Source organism: Paenibacillus sp. V4I9 (assembly GCF_030817295.1).
Lineage (GTDB): Bacteria > Bacillota > Bacilli > Paenibacillales > NBRC-103111 > Paenibacillus_E.
Window position 1 is genome coordinate 3,711,181 of record NZ_JAUSZE010000001.1, and the last position, 19,124, is coordinate 3,730,304.

At 42.5% G+C, this 19,124-nt stretch carries 18 protein-coding genes; 5 read left to right on the forward strand and 13 right to left on the reverse strand.

All coding sequences use genetic code 11. The annotated features are described in order from the left end of the window. The first annotated feature begins 57 nt into the window (after nt 1–57). Complete coding sequence (locus QFZ81_RS17430) at nt 58–1,173, forward strand: aminopeptidase (RefSeq protein WP_307442290.1); 1,116 nt, start codon at nt 58–60, stop codon at nt 1,171–1,173. Nucleotides 1,174–1,279: 106 nt separating this feature from the next. Here QFZ81_RS17430 and QFZ81_RS17435 read toward each other — a convergent pair whose 3' ends face one another. Further along, nucleotides 1,280–2,758 (reverse strand): L,D-transpeptidase family protein, encoded by a 1,479-nt coding sequence (locus tag QFZ81_RS17435; protein ID WP_307603721.1) that lies wholly within the window; start codon nt 2,756–2,758, stop codon nt 1,280–1,282. 176 nt (nt 2,759–2,934) lie between these two features. Between QFZ81_RS17435 and QFZ81_RS17440 the strand changes: the two genes are divergently transcribed. Next, a complete protein-coding gene (locus QFZ81_RS17440; protein WP_307442286.1) occupies nt 2,935–3,066 on the forward strand; it encodes a hypothetical protein in 132 nt (43 codons plus the stop codon). Nucleotides 3,067–3,178: 112 nt separating this feature from the next. Here the strand turns inward: QFZ81_RS17440 and cyoD are convergent, their stop codons facing one another. The 5 genes from cyoD to QFZ81_RS17465 all read right to left on the reverse strand — a co-directional run bounded on the left by cyoD (nt 3,179) and on the right by QFZ81_RS17465 (nt 7,604). Continuing rightward, nucleotides 3,179–3,508: a cytochrome o ubiquinol oxidase subunit IV gene (gene cyoD, locus QFZ81_RS17445; protein WP_047677705.1), complete on the reverse strand. Its 330-nt coding sequence runs from the start codon at nt 3,506–3,508 to the stop codon at nt 3,179–3,181. Between the two features lies 1 nt (nt 3,509). Continuing rightward, entirely contained in the window at nt 3,510–4,121 is a 612-nt protein-coding gene (gene cyoC, locus QFZ81_RS17450; RefSeq protein WP_307442285.1) for a cytochrome o ubiquinol oxidase subunit III, read from the reverse strand. Next, entirely contained in the window at nt 4,121–6,094 is a 1,974-nt protein-coding gene (locus tag QFZ81_RS17455) for a cbb3-type cytochrome c oxidase subunit I (protein ID WP_307442284.1), read from the reverse strand. Before QFZ81_RS17455 ends, cyoC begins: the two co-directional genes overlap by 1 nt. Before the next feature lie 34 nt (nt 6,095–6,128). After that, nucleotides 6,129–7,103 (reverse strand): ubiquinol oxidase subunit II, encoded by a 975-nt coding sequence (gene cyoA / locus QFZ81_RS17460; RefSeq protein ID WP_373462628.1) that lies wholly within the window; start codon nt 7,101–7,103, stop codon nt 6,129–6,131. Nucleotides 7,104–7,343: 240 nt separating this feature from the next. Then, a complete protein-coding gene (locus QFZ81_RS17465) occupies nt 7,344–7,604 on the reverse strand; it encodes a hypothetical protein (protein ID WP_307442282.1) in 261 nt (86 codons plus the stop codon). A 250-nt stretch (nt 7,605–7,854) separates the two neighbouring features. Between QFZ81_RS17465 and QFZ81_RS17470 the strand changes: the two genes are divergently transcribed. After that, on the forward strand, nt 7,855–8,610 hold the full coding sequence (locus QFZ81_RS17470; RefSeq protein ID WP_307442280.1) for an MBL fold metallo-hydrolase: 756 nt from the start codon (nt 7,855–7,857) through the stop codon (nt 8,608–8,610). A 75-nt stretch (nt 8,611–8,685) separates the two neighbouring features. Here QFZ81_RS17470 and QFZ81_RS17475 read toward each other — a convergent pair whose 3' ends face one another. The 5 genes from QFZ81_RS17475 to QFZ81_RS17495 form a co-directional block, all read right to left on the reverse strand. Next, nucleotides 8,686–8,994: a DUF4870 domain-containing protein gene (locus tag QFZ81_RS17475; RefSeq protein WP_307442278.1), complete on the reverse strand. Its 309-nt coding sequence runs from the start codon at nt 8,992–8,994 to the stop codon at nt 8,686–8,688. A gap of 116 nt (nt 8,995–9,110) precedes the next feature. Continuing rightward, the gene (locus QFZ81_RS17480; RefSeq protein WP_307442277.1) at nt 9,111–10,097 is read right to left on the reverse strand and encodes an NAD-dependent epimerase/dehydratase family protein; all 987 of its coding nucleotides are present in this window, start codon (nt 10,095–10,097) and stop codon (nt 9,111–9,113) included. Nucleotides 10,098–10,146: 49 nt separating this feature from the next. Continuing rightward, a complete protein-coding gene (locus tag QFZ81_RS17485) occupies nt 10,147–11,331 on the reverse strand; it encodes an FAD-dependent oxidoreductase (RefSeq protein WP_307442276.1) in 1,185 nt (394 codons plus the stop codon). 473 nt (nt 11,332–11,804) lie between these two features. Continuing rightward, a complete protein-coding gene (locus tag QFZ81_RS17490) occupies nt 11,805–12,461 on the reverse strand; it encodes a deoxynucleoside kinase (RefSeq protein WP_307442275.1) in 657 nt (218 codons plus the stop codon). 107 nt (nt 12,462–12,568) lie between these two features. Then, on the reverse strand, nt 12,569–13,642 hold the full coding sequence (locus QFZ81_RS17495) for a DUF3900 domain-containing protein (protein WP_307442273.1): 1,074 nt from the start codon (nt 13,640–13,642) through the stop codon (nt 12,569–12,571). 168 nt (nt 13,643–13,810) lie between these two features. Here QFZ81_RS17495 and QFZ81_RS17500 point away from each other — a divergent pair, with 168 nt between their 5' ends. Next, complete coding sequence (locus QFZ81_RS17500; RefSeq protein ID WP_307442272.1) at nt 13,811–14,041, forward strand: hypothetical protein; 231 nt, start codon at nt 13,811–13,813, stop codon at nt 14,039–14,041. 57 nt (nt 14,042–14,098) lie between these two features. On the opposite strand, the gene QFZ81_RS17505 is transcribed toward QFZ81_RS17500, so the two are convergent. Continuing rightward, nucleotides 14,099–16,297 carry a PAS domain S-box protein gene (locus QFZ81_RS17505; protein ID WP_307442270.1) on the reverse strand — a complete coding sequence of 733 codons (2,199 nt, stop codon included), beginning with the start codon at nt 16,295–16,297 and terminating at the stop codon, nt 14,099–14,101. A 203-nt stretch (nt 16,298–16,500) separates the two neighbouring features. Between QFZ81_RS17505 and QFZ81_RS17510 the strand changes: the two genes are divergently transcribed. After that, a complete protein-coding gene (locus tag QFZ81_RS17510) occupies nt 16,501–17,433 on the forward strand; it encodes a zinc dependent phospholipase C family protein (RefSeq protein WP_307442269.1) in 933 nt (310 codons plus the stop codon). On the opposite strand, the gene QFZ81_RS17515 is transcribed toward QFZ81_RS17510, so the two are convergent. Further along, nucleotides 17,430–19,124, reverse strand: a complete 1,695-nt coding sequence (locus QFZ81_RS17515) for a M3 family oligoendopeptidase (protein ID WP_307442267.1) — start codon at nt 19,122–19,124, stop codon at nt 17,430–17,432. The two genes, QFZ81_RS17510 and QFZ81_RS17515, sit on opposite strands and share 4 nt — an antisense overlap.

A 19,124-nucleotide genomic window follows, 5' to 3' on the forward strand; every position in this document is an offset into this window, starting at 1 on the left:
ACGCCTGTTGCGATATAATTTGTAAGTACATATATTCACTTAAGGGAGACCTATAGAATGAGAGATCCAAGACTTCAAACTTTTGCCCGAAATATTATTAATTATTCAGTTAGTCTGGGGCCTGGTGAGAACATCCTGATTGAAATGATTGGAGTCAAAGACCCCGAACTCGCCAAATGTTTCATTGAAGAAGTGTATGCCGTAGGTGGTAAACCTTTTATCGAGCTGCGTGATCCAGCCATCATGAGAAGCTTACAGATGACCGGTACGCAAGAACTATTTAGCCAATGGTCCGAATTTGAGCTTGCGCGGATGAAGCAGATGGATGCTTATGTAGCCGTCCGTAGTGGTGATAATATTACCGAATCTTCCGATGTACCCGATGATCAAATGAGGCTCTACCTGAAATACTTCCAGCGTCCTCTCTTCGATGAACGCATTAACAATACCAAATGGTGTGTTATGCGTTATCCGAATCCCTCTATGGCTCAACTGGCCGGCAAAAGCACCGAGGCTTTCGAAGATTTCTACTTCAATGTTTGTAATCTCGATTACAGCAAAATGGCTGTCGCTATGGAATCGCTTGTCGACCTGATGAACCGAACAGACCGTGTTCGCCTTGTTGCCAAAGGGACTGATATTAGCTTCTCCATCAAAAATATTGGCGCCGTCCCTTGCTCTGGTCTAAGAAATATTCCTGATGGTGAAGTGTACACCGCGCCTGTGAAGGACTCTGTTAATGGTGTAATCAGCTATAACACACCTACGATATATTCCGGCACTTCTTTTGAAAACATTGTATTACGATTCGAAAATGGTCGTATTATTGAAGCTACAAGCAATGATACTAAGAAATTGAATGATATCTTGGATACCGATGATGGGGCTCGATATATCGGCGAATTCGCAATTGGCGTAAACCCGTACATCCAACATCCAATGAAAGATATTTTATTCGATGAGAAAATTGATGGCAGCATTCACTTCACCCCTGGCCAAGCTTATGAGACAGCGGATAATACGAACCGCTCCTCCGTTCACTGGGATATGGTGCTTATCCAGCGTCCCGAATATGGTGGCGGTGAAATCTACTTTGATGATGTTCTCATTCGCAAAGACGGACGCTTCGTTATCCCTGAACTGGAAAAACTTAACCCAGAAAACTTAATGTAGTTAATTTAAAAAAGCAGCTACTGCTTCCGATTAATCTTCGGTAAGCCTTGGCTGCTTTTTGTGAGGTTCACAAAAAATAATAGGTAATGCCATTAACAAAAGGTGATTAACCAAGCCAATGAAATAGCTGTTCAGGCGATTCATCCAAAGATGGCAGCTTATTTGGAATCAGCAATAACGTATCCTTTACTTGGTCATTATGGACCGCAGCCCATTTGGTAGGATTTATTTGAACCACTGTGCCCTTAGGAACAAAATGAAATAATTGCTGCACATCCGGATTCGTTAGTCGTATACATCCAAGCGATTGATCCGTACCGATTGAGCTCTCATCGAATGTTCCATGAAGCGCGATCGCTCCAAGTCCCAAACCGGCCTCCCCATAAACCTGTGCATGTTTCCCTTTGGGCTGCTGCACGCGATCCATCACTCGAAAATCTCCTTGGGGTGTGCTCCCGTTGGCGCCAAGACCAATATCTTTTACCCACAATAAGTAGCTGCCGCTAACCAGTTTCAATTGATGTTCTGCCTTATTGATTTCAATATGCACAGGCTCATAGGGTACTCGACCAACGCCTGCTGCGTTCGCATAAAACATCTGCTCGACATCAGCCGCGTCGAAATTATATACCCATCCGCCTCGCCCGTTAAACTCCGTGGAAATGTCATTGGAACTTGTGACCACTTCTAATGGAATGAAGCTCAAATAATTATTTGGATAATCTTGCAGGAGAGCATTCAGATTTGCCGGAGCTATTCCATAATCTTTGCGGTACGATTCCAAAGCTGTACGAACTAAATTAGCACCAATCGCACTAAGCGGTTGGTGCTTTTCAAATTCGGAATCCAGAAAACGAATTCTCACTGTACGATCCGTCGCGGGATGATATTGAGCGATAACAATGGCGCTCTTCGTCAACTCATCATTCGTGAGAAGCATCGTTTTCCCTTTGTTCACGTTATCTTGTGAGACGATGCCATAAATAAGAATGCTGGCATTCGGCATCTCCTTAGCTAATTCCAAAGCCTGCTTATGCAGCGCTGTTTCAATATCTTCATTTTTGGTGTCAGGATCAAGGTACATGATAAATGGGACATCCATCGTCTCATAAGTAACGTCACTTCCAACGCCCCAGACTTTCATTTTCGAAATCGCTTTATAGATCGGGGCATCTCCAACAAACAAGAAGACTAACATCAAATTAAGTACAAAGAGCACGATAAGCATTGTTTTCATAAATGGAGGTAACAGCCGCTTTTCTGCCTCTGGGAAAGCCTTTTGCATACTTGCTGCATGTTCCGCTTGTTGTTGATCCAATTCATGAATGGCTCGATTAGCAGCCGAATAGAATGGCGATGGATACGTTCGAAGAACCTCTTTGTAATGAAAAATCGCCCTTTTTAAATTCCCTTTTAATTGGAACTTTTGCCCGATCTTATAATGAGCTTCCGGAGAATTAGCATCAATATATCGGATCACTTTCTCATAATATTGTGGATCAGAAGGGCTAATGAACAAGTTCTTATGCAGATGAATCAGATTATCGTCGAGATGGTTACGAAATCGTTGGCTTCTGCGAATCATTCGGCTCCTCTCCATTCAATAGAATAGCTTGTCCATTCTAGGTGTATGATACAATTAGTATCTCTGATACATAATGTATCACGCGAGAGATAGAAAGACAACTATTTATTACCTTTTACCTTACTGAATGAACGATAATCATTTAGCAAAAGCTGAATCAACGGAGGTGATAAATCATGAGTGGAAGAAATAATAAGCCTAAGAACACTGGACCTGCAAGCAGCCCTTCTCGCTTAGATCAATTCGGAGAAAAAGCGGTACAACAAGAGAAACGAGAAGCTAAGGAACGTAACAAACCTACGTGCTAGACTTAGATGAAATTCATCGTCTCAGCTGCCATAACCAATTTATGTGAAAAGACGCAAAAAAGACGTTCCCACCACGCCAAACGTGGTGAAAACGTCTTTCCTATTATCAAACTTAATGCGCCACTTGATTATATGTCATAATCCAAATCGAACCGGCCACGATCGTCAATAAGATGACAAGTCCAAAGATCAGCGCCATGATATTCCAGCGTGCGTTCTCGCCCTCTTTCACATGCATGAAGAAGAACAATTGAACACCGAATTGCAGTACAGCCATGATGAGGATCAAGACAATTGTGCCTGTTTTGCTCAACATATGGTTCATGACGGCAACGAGTGGAATAATGGTCAGAATGATCGAGAGCGCAAAGCCAATGATATAAGATTTCAATGAACCATGTGCGTCATGGTTTTCATGTGAACCTGTATGCGGTTGACTCATCCTACATCACCCCCATCAAATAGACGACTGTAAATACGAAGATCCAAACTACGTCAAGGAAATGCCAGTACAAGGAAATGACAGCCACTTTGCGTTTGGTTACTGCTGTGATGCCTCGGCGTTTCAATTGCAGCATCAACCCGACCATCCAGATCAAACCAACAGAAACGTGCAAACCGTGTGTACCTACTAATGCAAAGAAAGCTGATAAAAATGCGCTCGTACTAATTGTTGCACCTTCATGATTAACCATGTTAATGAATTCATATAACTCGAGTCCAACGAATGACGCTCCCAGAAGCACAGTTACGGCGAGCCAGCCGATTAACTGCTTCATGTTCCCTTTGTGCATGCCAAGCACGGCTAAACCGCTCGTGAAGCTGCTAGTAAGCAAGATAAAGGTTTCCGCAATGATACCCGGCATCTTGAACAATTCTTCCGGGGTTGGTCCCCCGTTCGTATTTTGATGAAGAACCATGTAAGTAGCAAATAAAGATCCAAATAAGATACAGTCCGTGATTAGAAATATCCAGAATCCGAACGTTTTGAGCGACTCGTGATCATGTTCATGATCGTGAGCATGATGCTCACCTTGCGCGGCTGCATGTGCCATTATACTTTCGCCCCTTTCAATGCGGCTTCCGTACGTTTCACTTCATCAGCAGGAATATAATAATCCGTATCATAGCTGAACGAACGTGCAATCATAGTGATCGCGACACCAATTAAGGCTGGAATCGTCAGCCACATCCAATCAAATACAAAACCAAATCCAGCGAAAAACCATAGAGCAGACATTAGGAATGGAATGGAAGAATTCTTAGGCATGTGAATCGGTTCATATACAATCTTGGCTGGTTGCTTGGTAGATAAGCTTAACTTCTGCTTTTGTTCCCACCATGCATCTGCCTCGCTTACTTCTGGCAATACAGCAAAGTTATAAATTGGAGCTGGCGAAGGAATCGACCACTCTAATGTTCGGCCATCCCATGGATCCCCGGATACATCCGGTTCTCTGAATTTAATCGAGTGAGCAATTTGCCAAACTTGGAAAATGAACCCGACACCCATAAGAAAACCACCAACTGTTGAAACTAGATTTAACGGTCCCCAGCCCATATCGAAATCGTACGTGTACGTACGACGAGTCATACCATCTAAGCCTAAGAAATATTGCGGCATGAAACAAACATAGAAGCCAATGTTCCACAGCCAGAATGCCCATTTACCTAAGTGTTCGTTCAGCTTAAAGCCGAACATTTTCGGCCACCAGTAGTAAAGTCCAGCGAAGTAACCGAAAGCTACGCCACCAATTAAGACTTGATGGAAATGCGCAATCAGGAAGTAGCTATTATGAAATTGAAAATCAGCTGGCGCAACAGATAACAATACCCCTGTCATACCCCCAACAACGAAACATGGGATGAAGGCAATCGTCCACATCATAGGTGTCGTAAAACGAATCTTACCGCGGAACATCGTGAATAACCAGTTAAATACTTTAGCTCCGGTCGGTATTGCAATCAACATCGTACTAATAGCGAAAAAGGCGTTAACATTTGCGCCGGACCCCATCGTAAAGAAGTGATGCGCCCAAGTAAAGAAGGACAATAAACTAATAATCAGCATAGCGAAAACCATTGATTTGTAACCAAACAATTTCTTTTTGGAGAAGGTAGAAACAATTTCCGAGAAAATCCCGAAAGCAGGAACGACAACAATGTAGACCTCAGGGTGACCCCACATCCAGATCAAATTGATGTACATCATCGGATTCCCGCCGCCATCTAACGTGAAGAAATGGGCGCCAAGGAAACGGTCAAGGAATAATAAGGCTAACGTCACTGTAAGGATCGGGAAAGCAAAGATAATCATAATACAACTTGAGAATACGGACCATGTAAACATCGGCATCTTCATCAACTTCATGCCAGGCGCACGCATTTTCAAAATGGTCACGATAAAGTTAATCCCTGTTGCCAAACTACCGATACCGGATATTTGAATCCCCCAAATATAGAAGTTCTGTCCGACACCAGGACTGTGAGACATTTCCGAAAGCGGCGGATAGCTAAGCCACCCTGCATCCGGTGATCCACCGATAACGAACGATACGTTGAAAAGCATAGCTCCCCAGAAGAACATCCAGAAGCTAAGTGAGTTCAAGAACGGATAAGCGACATCTCGAGCTCCGATTTGAAGTGGGACTACAATATTAAATAGACCGAACATCAGAGGCATAGCCATGAATAAAATCATGATCACACCATGCGTTGTGAAGATTTGATTATAGTGCTCTGCTTGTAGAAACTCGCTGTTTGGCATCGCTAGCTGTAGACGCATTAGAAGCGCATCCACACCGCCGCGGAACAGCATCATGATCGAACAAATGATGTACATGATCCCGATTCGTTTATGGTCAACACTTGTTAACCATTCACGCCAGAGCCAGCCCCACTTTCTGAAATAAGACAGTACGAATATCATAGCGATCATCGAGAGTCCGATACTTACCTGAGCGCCCAGGATGAGTGGATCGCCCGTTACGAAAAACTCAGATGCGAATTGCTTTATTTTATCCAACATGAGCAGATCTCCCTTTCTCAAAAGCTTTGATCGATCATTTTGTCATTTTCATTTGACTGTGATCATTATGGTTCATAGGGGCATTTTTGTCCGTTGCTTGAGGCTTACTCGTCTCTTTCACGGATTCTGTACCGCCATGACCACTGTGAATGGATTGACCATTCGTATATTTCGTTACAATCTTTTCGAAAAGTCCATCTGGCACCGAGGAGAAGTATTGAACACCCGACTTACCAGGCTTTGCTAATGTTTCATAGCTTTCCATCGTAAGTTTTGTCTGAACCTTTTTCGTTTTGTTTACGAAAGCATCGAAATCGCTCTGAGATGTCGCATTCACATCGAACGTCATATCCGCGAAATGTGCACCGCTGAAATTCGCTCCTGTTCCGAAGTAATGCCCGATCTCATCGGCTTGCAAATACAGGGTCATCGCCATACCTGACATCGTATAGATCTGCCCACCCAACTGCGGGACCCAGAACGAGTTCATCGGAGCATCTGAGGTCAGCTCAAACTTAATCGGTGTATCCTCTGGAATTTGCAAATAGTTGACTGTTGCTATGCCCTGCTCTGGATACGTAAACAACCATTTCCAATCCAGTGATGTCACTTGAATGGTGACAGGTGGTTTATTGGATTTCAACGGCTTAGAAGGCTCTAATGAGTGCGTATAACGAATAGTTATGACAGCTAAGGCTGCAATAATAATGATGGGAACTGACCACCAAACGATTTCTAAGGTCGTGCTGTGCGCCCAATTCGGCTTATAAGATGTTTTATTGCCTTCTTTATCACGATACCGCCATACGATCCATGCAGTAAGCGCAAGAACCGGAACGAGGATTACCGTGCATAGAATAGTGGAAATCACAATCAAATCTTTCTGTTCTGCACCCACAGGTCCTTTGGGATTCAGTACCATAGCTTGATTACTGCAGCCTGCCAATAAAACAATGATGGCGACCATCATAAAGGGCAACATAGCTTGTACGAGTGTTCTCTTCTTCATCCTACTTAACCTCCCTATCAACAAATCTTATCTAATATCAAGATATCATCTCGCTGATAAAAGTACACAGTCGCAAACATAACTTAACAAATACGTCAAAGGATCGACGTTTTACTGTAAAACAAATGTCACAGAACGTTTGTTGACTATTATAAAAATGTATGAAAAACGTATGAAAACGAAAAAGCCCTTCAAGTTGTAACTTGAAAGGCTTTTTTACTACTTATAATGTGTTATTGTTCATTCCGTCTTTGAAGCTGCACGCGAATGCACCAAGTGAATAGCCGTCCGGATGACATAAATGTGCACACTACCTACCATGAAGCCAATACCAACCATCAAAGAGGCATTACGATCACTAAAATGATCAATATTCAACAAACTTAATAGTAATCCTATGCCAAGCAACGCCCATGCCGCTATTGTCATCATCTTGACTAATGGCATCACATCGCGCTCACTGCGCTCATTACTACTGATCAAAACGGCTCTATTTGCCATAATTATCACTCCAAACCTTCAATGTAAGTGCTTTATAAACATAGTATATCACAAATCCAAAATTTGTTCATATTTTATTCACACGTTGATCAAAATTTGGACAAAATTAAGTACGTCGGATTCACAAATTAATTTATATTGACTTTTGGTTATTATTATGGTATGATTAAATATTTGTTTGACAACAACAACCCCTTCTGGGTATGATAGCACTGTTCTTTCACTATCATTTCTCTTTGGAGGGATTCGAATGCAGATTGCGAATGGTATTTACATGCTTGAACTGTCAGTTCCTGTCATGGGGCGTATCGATGTCATACACCCAACCCTTATTTCCGATGATGGAGGCGCCATTTTGGTGGACACTGGATATCCCGGTTTATTGCCGCTTATTCAGAATGCCATGGAGGAACATAACGTTCCATTCCGTCATTTGAAAACGATTATTATTAGCCATCAAGATATAGATCATATAGGGAGTTTACCTGATTTCATAAGCAAATCTCCGCATAAACTTGATATTCTGGCCAGTGAAATAGAGAAACCTTATATTCAAGGTGAGAAGATGTTGATCAAAATCACGCCAGAATCGATCGAACAAGCGGTCGCTAGCTTACCTGCGGATATTTCACCGGAATGGCGAAAAGCTTTTCGTTCAGCTTTGGAGAATCCGCCCAAAGGACCGGTCAATGGCATTCTTGAAGATGGACTCGAACTTGCCAACTGTGGTGGGATTATCGTCATACCTACTCCAGGTCATACACCGGGACATGTCAGTCTATACCACAAACAGAGCAAGACATTGATTGCGGCTGATGCCTTGGTTGTTTCAGATGGTCAACTTCTCGGACCCATACCGGAGTACTCCGTTAACTATGAGTTAGCGATGCAATCAATTAAGAAGTTCATCGAATACGACATTGAAGCTGTTATTTGTTATCACGGCGGGTTGTACACTGACAATGTAAATCAACGTATTGCTGAATTGGCAGCTTCATCTATCTGAATCATCATCGTTTCGTTTAAAATCGAAAAAGCAGGCTTGCACAAATGGCAACCTGCTTCTCATATGTACGTCCTGCTACTTCAATAACGTGTAGCCCCCGATAAACGGAAGTGGTTTTACTTGACCTTGAGCGGCGGCTACAATGCCTAGAATAGCTAAAGCAAACACGCCTAAATTCGCTAAAGGCAGCAGAATCCAACCAATAATTGGGATGAATGGCAAAACAAAATTCAAGATGACAGCGGCCAATAGTAATGTAAGGCCTTGGTTAGCGTGGTACCCTGCAAATTTGGAGTCCTTTGCTGCGATAAGCGGGATAAAAAACAAGATGTATGCAATGATGGCCATTCCCTTATTACTTTGAATATCCGAAGAATCGTACATGGACAGCACCTCTTTCTTTTTCTCAAAGTATACTATTCCATTATATTCGGTGTTTTCAATCTATTCTATTGAATTTCGCACATTTCGAAAAATTATTTTCCAGACGAAAATCTCCATCAATTGCTTAAATCACGCCATAGTCGAAGCAGTTCTTGTTCGCGCGAAGGGCTCATACCTGCAAGTCGCTCTGTATCTGCTGATCGTCCTAAATCCCAAGCCAATGTGTCCTGGACCGTCTCGATTAACGGCCTAGTTGTTAGACCCGATTCGAAGGCTTTGGCATTGTCTAACATTAACATCCCGGCTAAACTATCGCTCTTTATCCAAAGTGGAAGCTCCATCCACTCCCCCACTTCGTGTGCCACTAAGAACGGTTCCGATACCCATGAACAAGATGTTTCAATTACACATACACTTTTACATGCTTCAACGACTTCTTCCATTGTATATTCGCTGCCGCTAGCATGAATGGTGCCTGTTATGTCTTGTTCAACTAACCGAATAATCCAGCCTGACAAATCTCTTACATCAATAAATTGGAGCTTCCGTTCTTTCGGTAAAGGAACTAGCACGTCACCTCCCCGATGAAAACGAGATGGCCAATAGGTAAATCGATCTGATGCGTCATATGGACCAACGATGAGACCTGGACGTATAACTAGTGTACGGTCAGGAAATGATTGGTTCACCGCTTGCTCACAAAGGGCTTTTAGCGCACCGTAACGCCGCCCTGGATCAATTGTTTCTATCGATTCCAATTCAGCCACTGGTGCCGACTCATTCAAATTTACTATCCGAAGATCGTCATAGACGGAAACAGTAGAAATGAAGGTAAAGTGCTTCACATGATCCTTCAACAGCTTTGCAGCTGCATCTACAACCTCTGGCTGATATCCACTCGTATCGATTACCGCATCCCATTCGTGTCCTTCCAGTAAGTGTAAATCAACGTTCCGATCTCCAAGGATATGCCGGACCTGTGGAAAGGCAGTAGCATCGTGTAATCCCCGGTGAAATAAAGTTACTTCATGTCCCATTGCTAATGCAGCTTCTGTAAGCGCTCTTCCTAGGAACTTCGTACCGCCTAGAATTAGTATATTCACGGACTACCTCCAAACATCAAATTTAACAAGCTGCATGCGTGGCAAGCATTTACACGCGATATCCCAGAAGCCAATCCAACTGCTTCATTTGAACATTATCAGGAAGAAGTCTAAGCACTTGATTACGCAGCATAATAGCAGCCGGATTGCTCATTTGCACAATGCGTGCCATTCGTCTGGATTGACGCACAACTTGATTGGCTCGGGATTTTCGATTACTTTCATAGGAATGAAATGCGGCTGTAACGCTGCTTAATGAAAGCATTGAAATTTCCTCTAGACATCTAGCTAATACAAGAGCATCCTCCATTGCCTGAGCGCCTCCTTGCCCGAGATTAGGCAGCATAGGATGAGCCGCATCACCAAGCAGTGTTACTCTCCCTCGGCTCCATCTTTCAAGTGGTTTACGATCATGAATGTCATGCATTAAAATTGACCCCTCATCTGTTGACTCGATAGCCCGCTCAATCGGATTATGCCAGCCCTCAAATTGCCGGAGAACGTAGTCCTTCTTACGATCCATACCTGTCCCTAAAGCTGCGTTGATTGCAGCGAACCAAAAAACTTGTCCCTCGCCAATCTGGGAAAAACCGAACCTCCGTCCTCTTCCCCATGCCTCAAATCCACCACCGATCTCAGGAATATATCGCTTATCCAAGAACGAAGTAATACCTCGGAAAGCCCTAAAACCTGAATATCGCAGCTGTTCTAAGCCAAATAGTAGATGAGCCACTTGTGAATGAATGCCATCTGCACCGATTAAGATATGTCCGGTATCTTCTGTTCCATCATCAAAATGCACAATAACCTGATGTGGTTCCTGTTCAAAAGTTATTAGCTTTTTATTCATATAAACGGTTGTTCGTTCATTTAGTTGTTGAAATAAAATCGTTTGAAGCTTCGCGCGATGAATAAGGTAGCTGTAAGTTCCATATTTAGCGGCTTGCTTTGCGACAGGAACTGAAGTAATCGGTTTTCCATCCCAAGAGTGAATTTCAGCCATGCCAACTTTAGCGCCGGTTGCCCTCACCTGTTCAGCCAAACCAAGCTCCGTTAATACATGCATGGCATTCGCAGCTAACACAATTCCTGCACCGAATTCGGATAGCTCTTTCTTTTTCTCGTAGATGACAACTTCCCAACCTTGCTTTTGCAAGTAAAGCGCTGTCGTTAATCCACCAATTCCAGCTCCTAGGATAATTGCTTTCTTAGTAGAAGGTAAGATATTAGTCATGTTTTCCCTCCATTACTAACAAACCATTTCCATCTACTGTAACATAATCCAGTCAAGACAAAAACCTCCTAAAACCAAGGGTTAAAGGAGGTGCGTTATTATGAGAGTATGAAGTTTATATTCTGTTATGTTGCAACTAATTGTTGTTTAACCTCAACGATCTCAAGATTCGAGAAAAATCGGCTTAACTTCATCATTTTCTCATTTGCTGCCAATTTAGAAAGTGGCGGGCACATAGGCTTTCCTCTGTAACATACGATAAATAACAAACTCATCACCTACTCTTCCATTGAAGAATTCACTTCTCTAATTGATACATAACGTATCATACAATAATTTTACTCGAGATACAACAAATAGAGATAAATACCGTCATATTTCGATAGTATATGTAATTTCACAGGACTTTATAACCAATAAACTCCTACATAATTCGAAAGACCCCCTCGGAATGAGGGGGCCCTTCGATATTTTTAAACGATGACTAATTCGGAAAGCTTGGAACGTACCTGCTCAACTAATTCAATCGCATCTTCTGAACGATTCACAACATCAACACGATCCATATCTACAATCAACACTTCAGAGGCATGATAATGATTCATCACCCAGTCATCATAACCTGACCAAAGCTGCCGATAATAATCAACCAAAGATTGATCTTGCTCGAAGCTGCGTCCCCGCAGTCCGATGCGGTACATAACCGTTTCGAATGAAGCTTTTAGATAAACCATGAGGTCCGGCGCTTTCTTAGGAAGCTCGGCAAGCTCAGACATCATATTGTCCGCAAGCCCCTCATAAACATCAAATTCCAGCTGTGAAATACGGCCTAACTCCCGATTCACTTTGGCAAAGTACCAATCCTCATAGATACTTCTATCCAGTACATTTCGATTATGTACTAACGCTTGTTTAATTGCCTTAAATCTTGTATTCAAAAAGTGCAATTGAAGTAAAAACGGATATCGTTTCTTCTCAATTTCTTCCGGAGTTGCCGTGTAAAACAGCGGAAGTATCGGATTATCATCGACACTTTCATAATAAACATTTGAATTTAATTCTTGTCCAAGTAAAGTCGATACAGAAGTTTTACCTAGCCCAATCATTCCCCCAACCACGATCACAGCCATTGACCCCTTTCTCCTTCTAACCCGTCCTAATTTACCGTCTGTCAATTCTTGCAAAGCTTCCCTATTATACAAGGAATTCATAGTGGTGGGAACCCTATTTTTTACCCTTATCTATCGTTTTCTTCTTCTCTTGTAATCCGCTCAATGACAGCATGGAGATCATCTGGTCTTAGCAATTCAACCGGTGATACGCCTTTTTCAAAGTGTAAATACTCGCCTTCAATCAGGATGACGTACCGTTCACCTTGTCTGGCAATGTGAACTTTGCGCCCATAATCGGCAAGCTGCGCCTTCACACTAATATGATCAAGCTTGATGCGCATTTCCAGATCCGGCTTCTGTTCAACCAAATAATTGGCGGCATCCATGACCTGAGTTGGTGTCCACTTCTCCTGCAGCTCTCGCTTTTCACTGGCTGCCCAGATTTCCAAATCCTTTTCTTCTTGCTCACGTTCCTCAGGTTTATGCTCATAATCCCTCTCCAGCTGCTGCTGAACGAGCCCAAGTACTTGATGATGCAATATTTCCGGCATGGACTGCTCATATTCTACATATTTTAGGAAATCCTCAAAGTAACGAGCATGTGAAGCTTGGTGAATTTTGAGCTCCGCTGGTTCTAACATGCCTTCCTCTGGCATAAACGGATATAGGATCGATTTCATATTTTTCGCATTAATCGCCATTTCCACTTGATTCAATAAGCTCTTTTCGTCGGTAATCCGTGCAATTTTCGGTTCAAAATCACATTTTAGAATAAATACAAAAGGATCGTCGAAATATTGATTGAGCTTCGCACTTGCGACAAGAAAAGCTCCGCCCCTGACTGCGCTTGTATTTAGATAAGCATTCAAGAGTTCGTCACCGACATTAAGAAAGTCCTGTTTGTTCTCTGCGAAGCGCAGACGCGCGAATACATTATAGTTCGGATTGCTTTCTAATTCGAAGCCTGGCTCGGTAATGAAACGACCTATCTTCGTTGGCACCTGCTCAGCTCTCGGGTTTCGTTCTACTTTGCGTTTAGCAATTCGCGCGAACTCACCGTCTAAGAATTGTTGTAAAGCACTGTCTTCATAATCGGTCTCATCCAAAGTCTGATAATGTCGATAATTTTTAGCCGATGCCGCGTCGGCACCTTCCCCTTGGATCACAAAAAATGATATATATTGAACTGCGAATTTCATGCTGCTTCTCCCTGTCAATCGTATTCAAAATTGCACAACTTTGATTGTACTTGGTATAAAACCGAAACGCCACAAAAAAATAGGAAACAGTTTGTGATTGTTTGTAAGTTCATGCTGTCACTAGTAATAAGCGCTGCTTTTTCAAAATAATAAGACAGAGGTGTGAAGATGATTTACGGAACCAAACTACTGGAAACAGATACAGAAATTTTCATTGCCGCTCTTACAAAAACACCTGTTTATGTTTGGTCGTTAGATTCATTAGGCGTTTATTATCAGGTGAATTCGGGTTTTATCGTAAAATATACACCTGATGAAGTACAAATTCATTGTGAACAGGACTCCACTATGACTAAATGGCATTCAAGAGAGTCGAATGAATTTAGTATCCGTTTTTAGAAATGAATAAACCGCCCGTTCCTGTACTTAACAGGTCTGGCGGTTTTTACATTCATGCTATTCGAATTCACTCATGTCATTACCAATAGTCTGCGTCGGCAAAAACACATCAATAATGGTTCCTTCACCAATTTGACTCTGAATCGACATTGTGCCTTTATGCGCTTCAACGATCTTGAAACACATCATTAGACCAAGCCCTGTACCCTTTTCCTTCGTTGTATAGAAAGGTTCACCTAATTGCTTTACCCGCTCTTCTGGGATGCCGCATCCATTGTCCTGAGTCCTCACTCGAATCATCCCGCTTCCCTGCATGGAAACGGTAATTTTAATTTGTCCATCCTTCGTAATGGCTTCAATCGCATTTTTCACCAAATTAATAAACAATTGCTTAAGATGCATTTCGGAACAAATGAACTCCGGAATATCAGACTCAAACTCGAGCAAAAGCTGTACATTGCAGAGATTAGCCTGTGTATCAAGTAAGGCAATCACGGTTTGTAATATATTTATCAAATCACTTCTTTTATATTGAATAGCTTCCGGTTTCGCAATGACGAGGAATTCGCTAACGATGAAATTAATCCGATCCAGTTCGGACAGCATGATGTCAAAATAGTGCTGTTTTCCCTTCATATCGTTCTGCAGCAGCTGCAAGAAGCCTCGGAGTGACGTGAGCGGATTCCTGATTTCATGAGCAAGTCCTGCGGCTAGTTGGCCTGCGACGGAGAGTTTATCGGATTTTCTCAACAATTCCTCCGTTCGTTTCCGTTCTGTAATATCTCGCGTAATACCAGCGAACCCGATAATTTCATGCTTCTCATTCTTGATCGGCGTTTTGGTCACACTTACGTGAATGAGCTCTCCATCTTTACGAACTCGAACTGTCTCTAACCCAGAAATTTGATTACCTGATTTCAGCAAGTCATGAATTTCTTTGCGATGCTCTTCCAAGAAATCTGGATATATCGGCAATGGTTGGTTTAGTAGCTCATCCTGATTCCAACCAAATACTTTCTCATACGCGGAATTGACAGAAATAACCTTAAACTGTTGATCAAGTACGCAGATGGCATCTGTTGTATTATTTATAAAAGATTCCAGCAGCTCCTTCGTTTCTCTAAGCTCCGTTTCCATTTGTTTACGTTCCGTAATGTCCACACATGAGCCTATTACTTCAATCACGCGGCCATTTTCAAAAATGGGACGTAAAGATGTCAAATACGTAATCCCCCGGAATGTGGCTTCATACATGACATTTTCTTCCCCGGTCCATGCCCTGCGGTAATACTTGTCGATAATGGTAGCCATATAGAATGGCCATATCTCGTATAAGCCGTTGCCAAGGATATGCGATGGCTTATAGCCGAGCCTATACAGAAGTTCACCATCACATAAGGTATGTATGAATTTCCCTTGCATTTGTCTGAACTTCATGGTCATTCCTTGCTGTCTGCGAACAGTGTCATGCAGGTCCTGCTGCGCAACTCTCAATGACTCCCGGTCTTTATTATGCTGGGTGATATCTCTAGCGATAATATATACGCCTTCCGTTATCCCATTCACAATAATTGGCACATTTTTTAAGCCTAATTCGATCTTTTCGCCGCTCTTATGTGTAACCCGCAGCATATAATTATCCGTTTGCAAGAGCACACTATCGGTCGGGTAACCTGCTTGATCCTCAAGTTCCTCTTGTTCCCAGAAATGATGTATTGAACGTCCCACCATATCCGCTTTCGTATAACCCAGAATCCGTTCCATAGCTGGATTCACACTTTTGATCAAACCGTTCAAATCACTTGTTAAGATCCCCGCGGGATTATGCTCAATTAATGAATTATACCGCTGCTCACTCTCCGCAAGTTTACGTTCCATCTCGGACTTTCTCGAGAGATCTTTCATCTGAGCCATATAATAAAGAGGTTCATTGTCAGAGTTTCTAATTAGCGAAATTCCGCATTCCACCCTTATAATTGTTCCCTCTTTTGACTTCATGCTTTGTTCGATCTGAACAGAGCGCAAATCCCCAGACAACAATTGATCTAAAAGTCCAATCAGTTTGTCGGTCTCTTCGGGCAAAAAGATCGTAGTTATATCCGTATATAATAATTCTTCTTCCGAGTATCCTGTAATCGCACTTAGGCTGTTATTCATCTTCATCCATTGTCCATTTAGCGAAATAATCGCCATGCCCATTGTTGTGAACTCAAATACCGTGGCAAATGACGGTTCCGTTCTCGAAAGCATATCCATTCATTTATCCTCCATCTTAAAAATACATGGATGGTTTCCATCACCAAGTGTTTGAATTCGACGATTTGAAGATTATTCCTTCCATAGTAGCTCTTGGCTGATCAAATAGTTCATGAAATGTGCCCTTGAAATTCCTCATTATGATAAAATATAATGGTTCTCTATGTATGATCTTCGTGCATTATAAATAAGGAGGGGCACAATTGCCTAACATCTGGACACATCTGATTTTCGGTCAAGAATTAATGAACCAATTGGGGCATGCCAATATGCTTAGTGATAAGCAGCTGCGACATGTTTTCTCACTTGGCTGCCAAGGACCCGATTTCTTGTTCTATCATAACTTCTTACCTTGGAAAAAAGACAAGAAACTCAATCAATTGGGAAGTCTCATGCATACAAAAGCATGCGGTCCGTTCCTGCAGGATCTACTTTCCCATATGCAAGGCAGAGGCTTGTATAATCCCGCTGTTGTTTATGCACTTGGATTCCTTACACACCATATTCTCGACCGCAACATGCATCCCTACGTTTTTTATAAATCAGGCTTCAAGAAATGGGATCACCAACGGTTTGAGATTATTATGGACACACTCATTGTTCGTCGCAAGCTTGGTTTACAGACATGGAATACGCCCGTATGGAAAGAAATATATGTTGGAGAAGCTCTGCCCCTCGGCATTGTTCCTGCACTTGCCCACGCTGCTGCCATTCACTATCCTGACCATGCATCGCAGGTTACTGACAAGGATTGGAACGATGCTTATATCGACATGATTCGAGCTCAACGCTTGTTCCACGATCCGAAAGGAATCAAACGATTATTTACCTTCGGTCAAATCTCACCGTTGGTATATACCAAGCATCCGGCTCCGCTTGATTATTTAAACGAAGCCAAGACGGTTTGGAATTGTCCTACATCATTAAATGAAACATACACATACAGCATTTGGGACTTATGGGATATCGCGATGGAAGATGGACAAATCGTCCTCGAAGCAGCCATACAAGCCTTACAACGAGGCTCTTCCGCTGATTACCAAGCCTTAGTAGAAGTTCTCGGCAATCTCTCCTATGAAACAGGTAAGGACTGTGACAGCGGACTGCAAATCACTCATGTCCAGCCTATGATTTAAAGTTTACCATCATCAACCTGATCAAGCCATGCATCGATATGACCAATTACCGAAGCAACACAACCATCTTTGAAAGGTGAAATTAGCTTCGCGACTTGGACAAGCTCTGTGAAATTCAGACTTCCGCCTTGTTGACAAAGTCTTAAGTAATCATCCCAAGCTAACTCCGGATTTTCATTAGCTCGTTTCCAGAATTGAAACGCACACACTTGCGCAAGGGTGTAATCAATGTAGTAAAACGGGCTTTTGTAAATGTGGGCCTGCTGCTGCCAGAAGCCCCCTCTTTCCAAATAGTCGTTATCCTCGTAGACACGATGCGGCAAATATTTGCGCTCAATCTCGCGCCAAACTAGCTTACGCTCTACAGGTGTCAGTTCCGGCTGCTCATAGATCCGATGTTGAAACTCATCTACCGCAACACCATATGGAATGAATAAGAGCGACTCACTAAGATGCTTGAATTTATACTTATCTGTCTCTTCCCCGAAGAACAATGACATCCAAGGCCAAGCGAGAAACTCCATGCTCATGGAATGAATCTCACAGGCTTCCAAGGTTGGGAATATGTATTCAGGTACTTGAAACTCTCGGCTGCTATAGCCCTGGAAGGCATGACCTACTTCGTGCGTTAAGACATCAATGTCACCTGAAGTTCCGTTAAAGTTAGAGAAAATGTACGGTGCTTTGTATGTACTAATATAAGAGCAATAACCACCTACGCGTTTTCCCTTCTTAGCCACTAGATCCATCAAACCGTTATCGATCATAAAGGTAAAGAACTCATCCGTTTCCTGGGATAGCTCTGCATACATCTTACGAGCTTGTTCCACGATCCAATCCGCATCGCCTTTCGGCGTCGCATTCCCTGAGGCGAAACCAAACTTGTCGTCATAATAGTGCAGGGAGTCTACGCCAATTCTGGCTTTCTGCCGTTCCTTCAGTTTGGTTGCCACCGGTACAATGTGTTCAAGAACTTGATTCCTAAATACTTCCACGTCTTTGGCATTATAGTCAGAACGGTTCAAACGAGCATACGCGAGTTCAACAAAATTGTTGTATCCGAGCTTCTTAGCGATGAGCGCACGAATCTTGACTAATTGGTCATACAGTTCATCCAATTTCGCTTCATTCTCTATAAAAAAGCTATATTTCACATCATTCGCTTCTTTACGGACTTTTCGGTCTGTTGATAATTGAAAAGGCACGAGTTGGGATAAATTTCGTTCTTCCCCTGCATAAATTAGCTTCGCAGAAGCGAGCAGCTTCGAATATTCACTGGCCAGTTTGTTTTCATGTACGAGATCTTCAACAATTTCCGGCGAAAACGTTTTCAACGATAAGGAGGCAATCGTAAACAGCTGCTTCCCCCATTTAACTTCCAACTCTGATCGATAGGAGGATTCGATGAGTGATTTATAAAACTCGGTAATCAGCCCTTGATATAAAGGCTCAATTTCATCGAAATACTCTTGCTCAGCTTTGTAAAATTCATCGTTTGTATCCACACTGTGACGAATCCGCGCAATAGATTCCATAGATTCCAACTCACTTCGCAGGCTAACGATCGCTTCCATCGCTTGGTCCTGATCACCAAATGAAGCTGCTAGTTTAAATACTTCTAAAAGCTCCTTAAATTTAATTTCAAAAGCGCTAAAGTCGGGTCTTTCGTACTTAAATTCTTGAAATTTCAT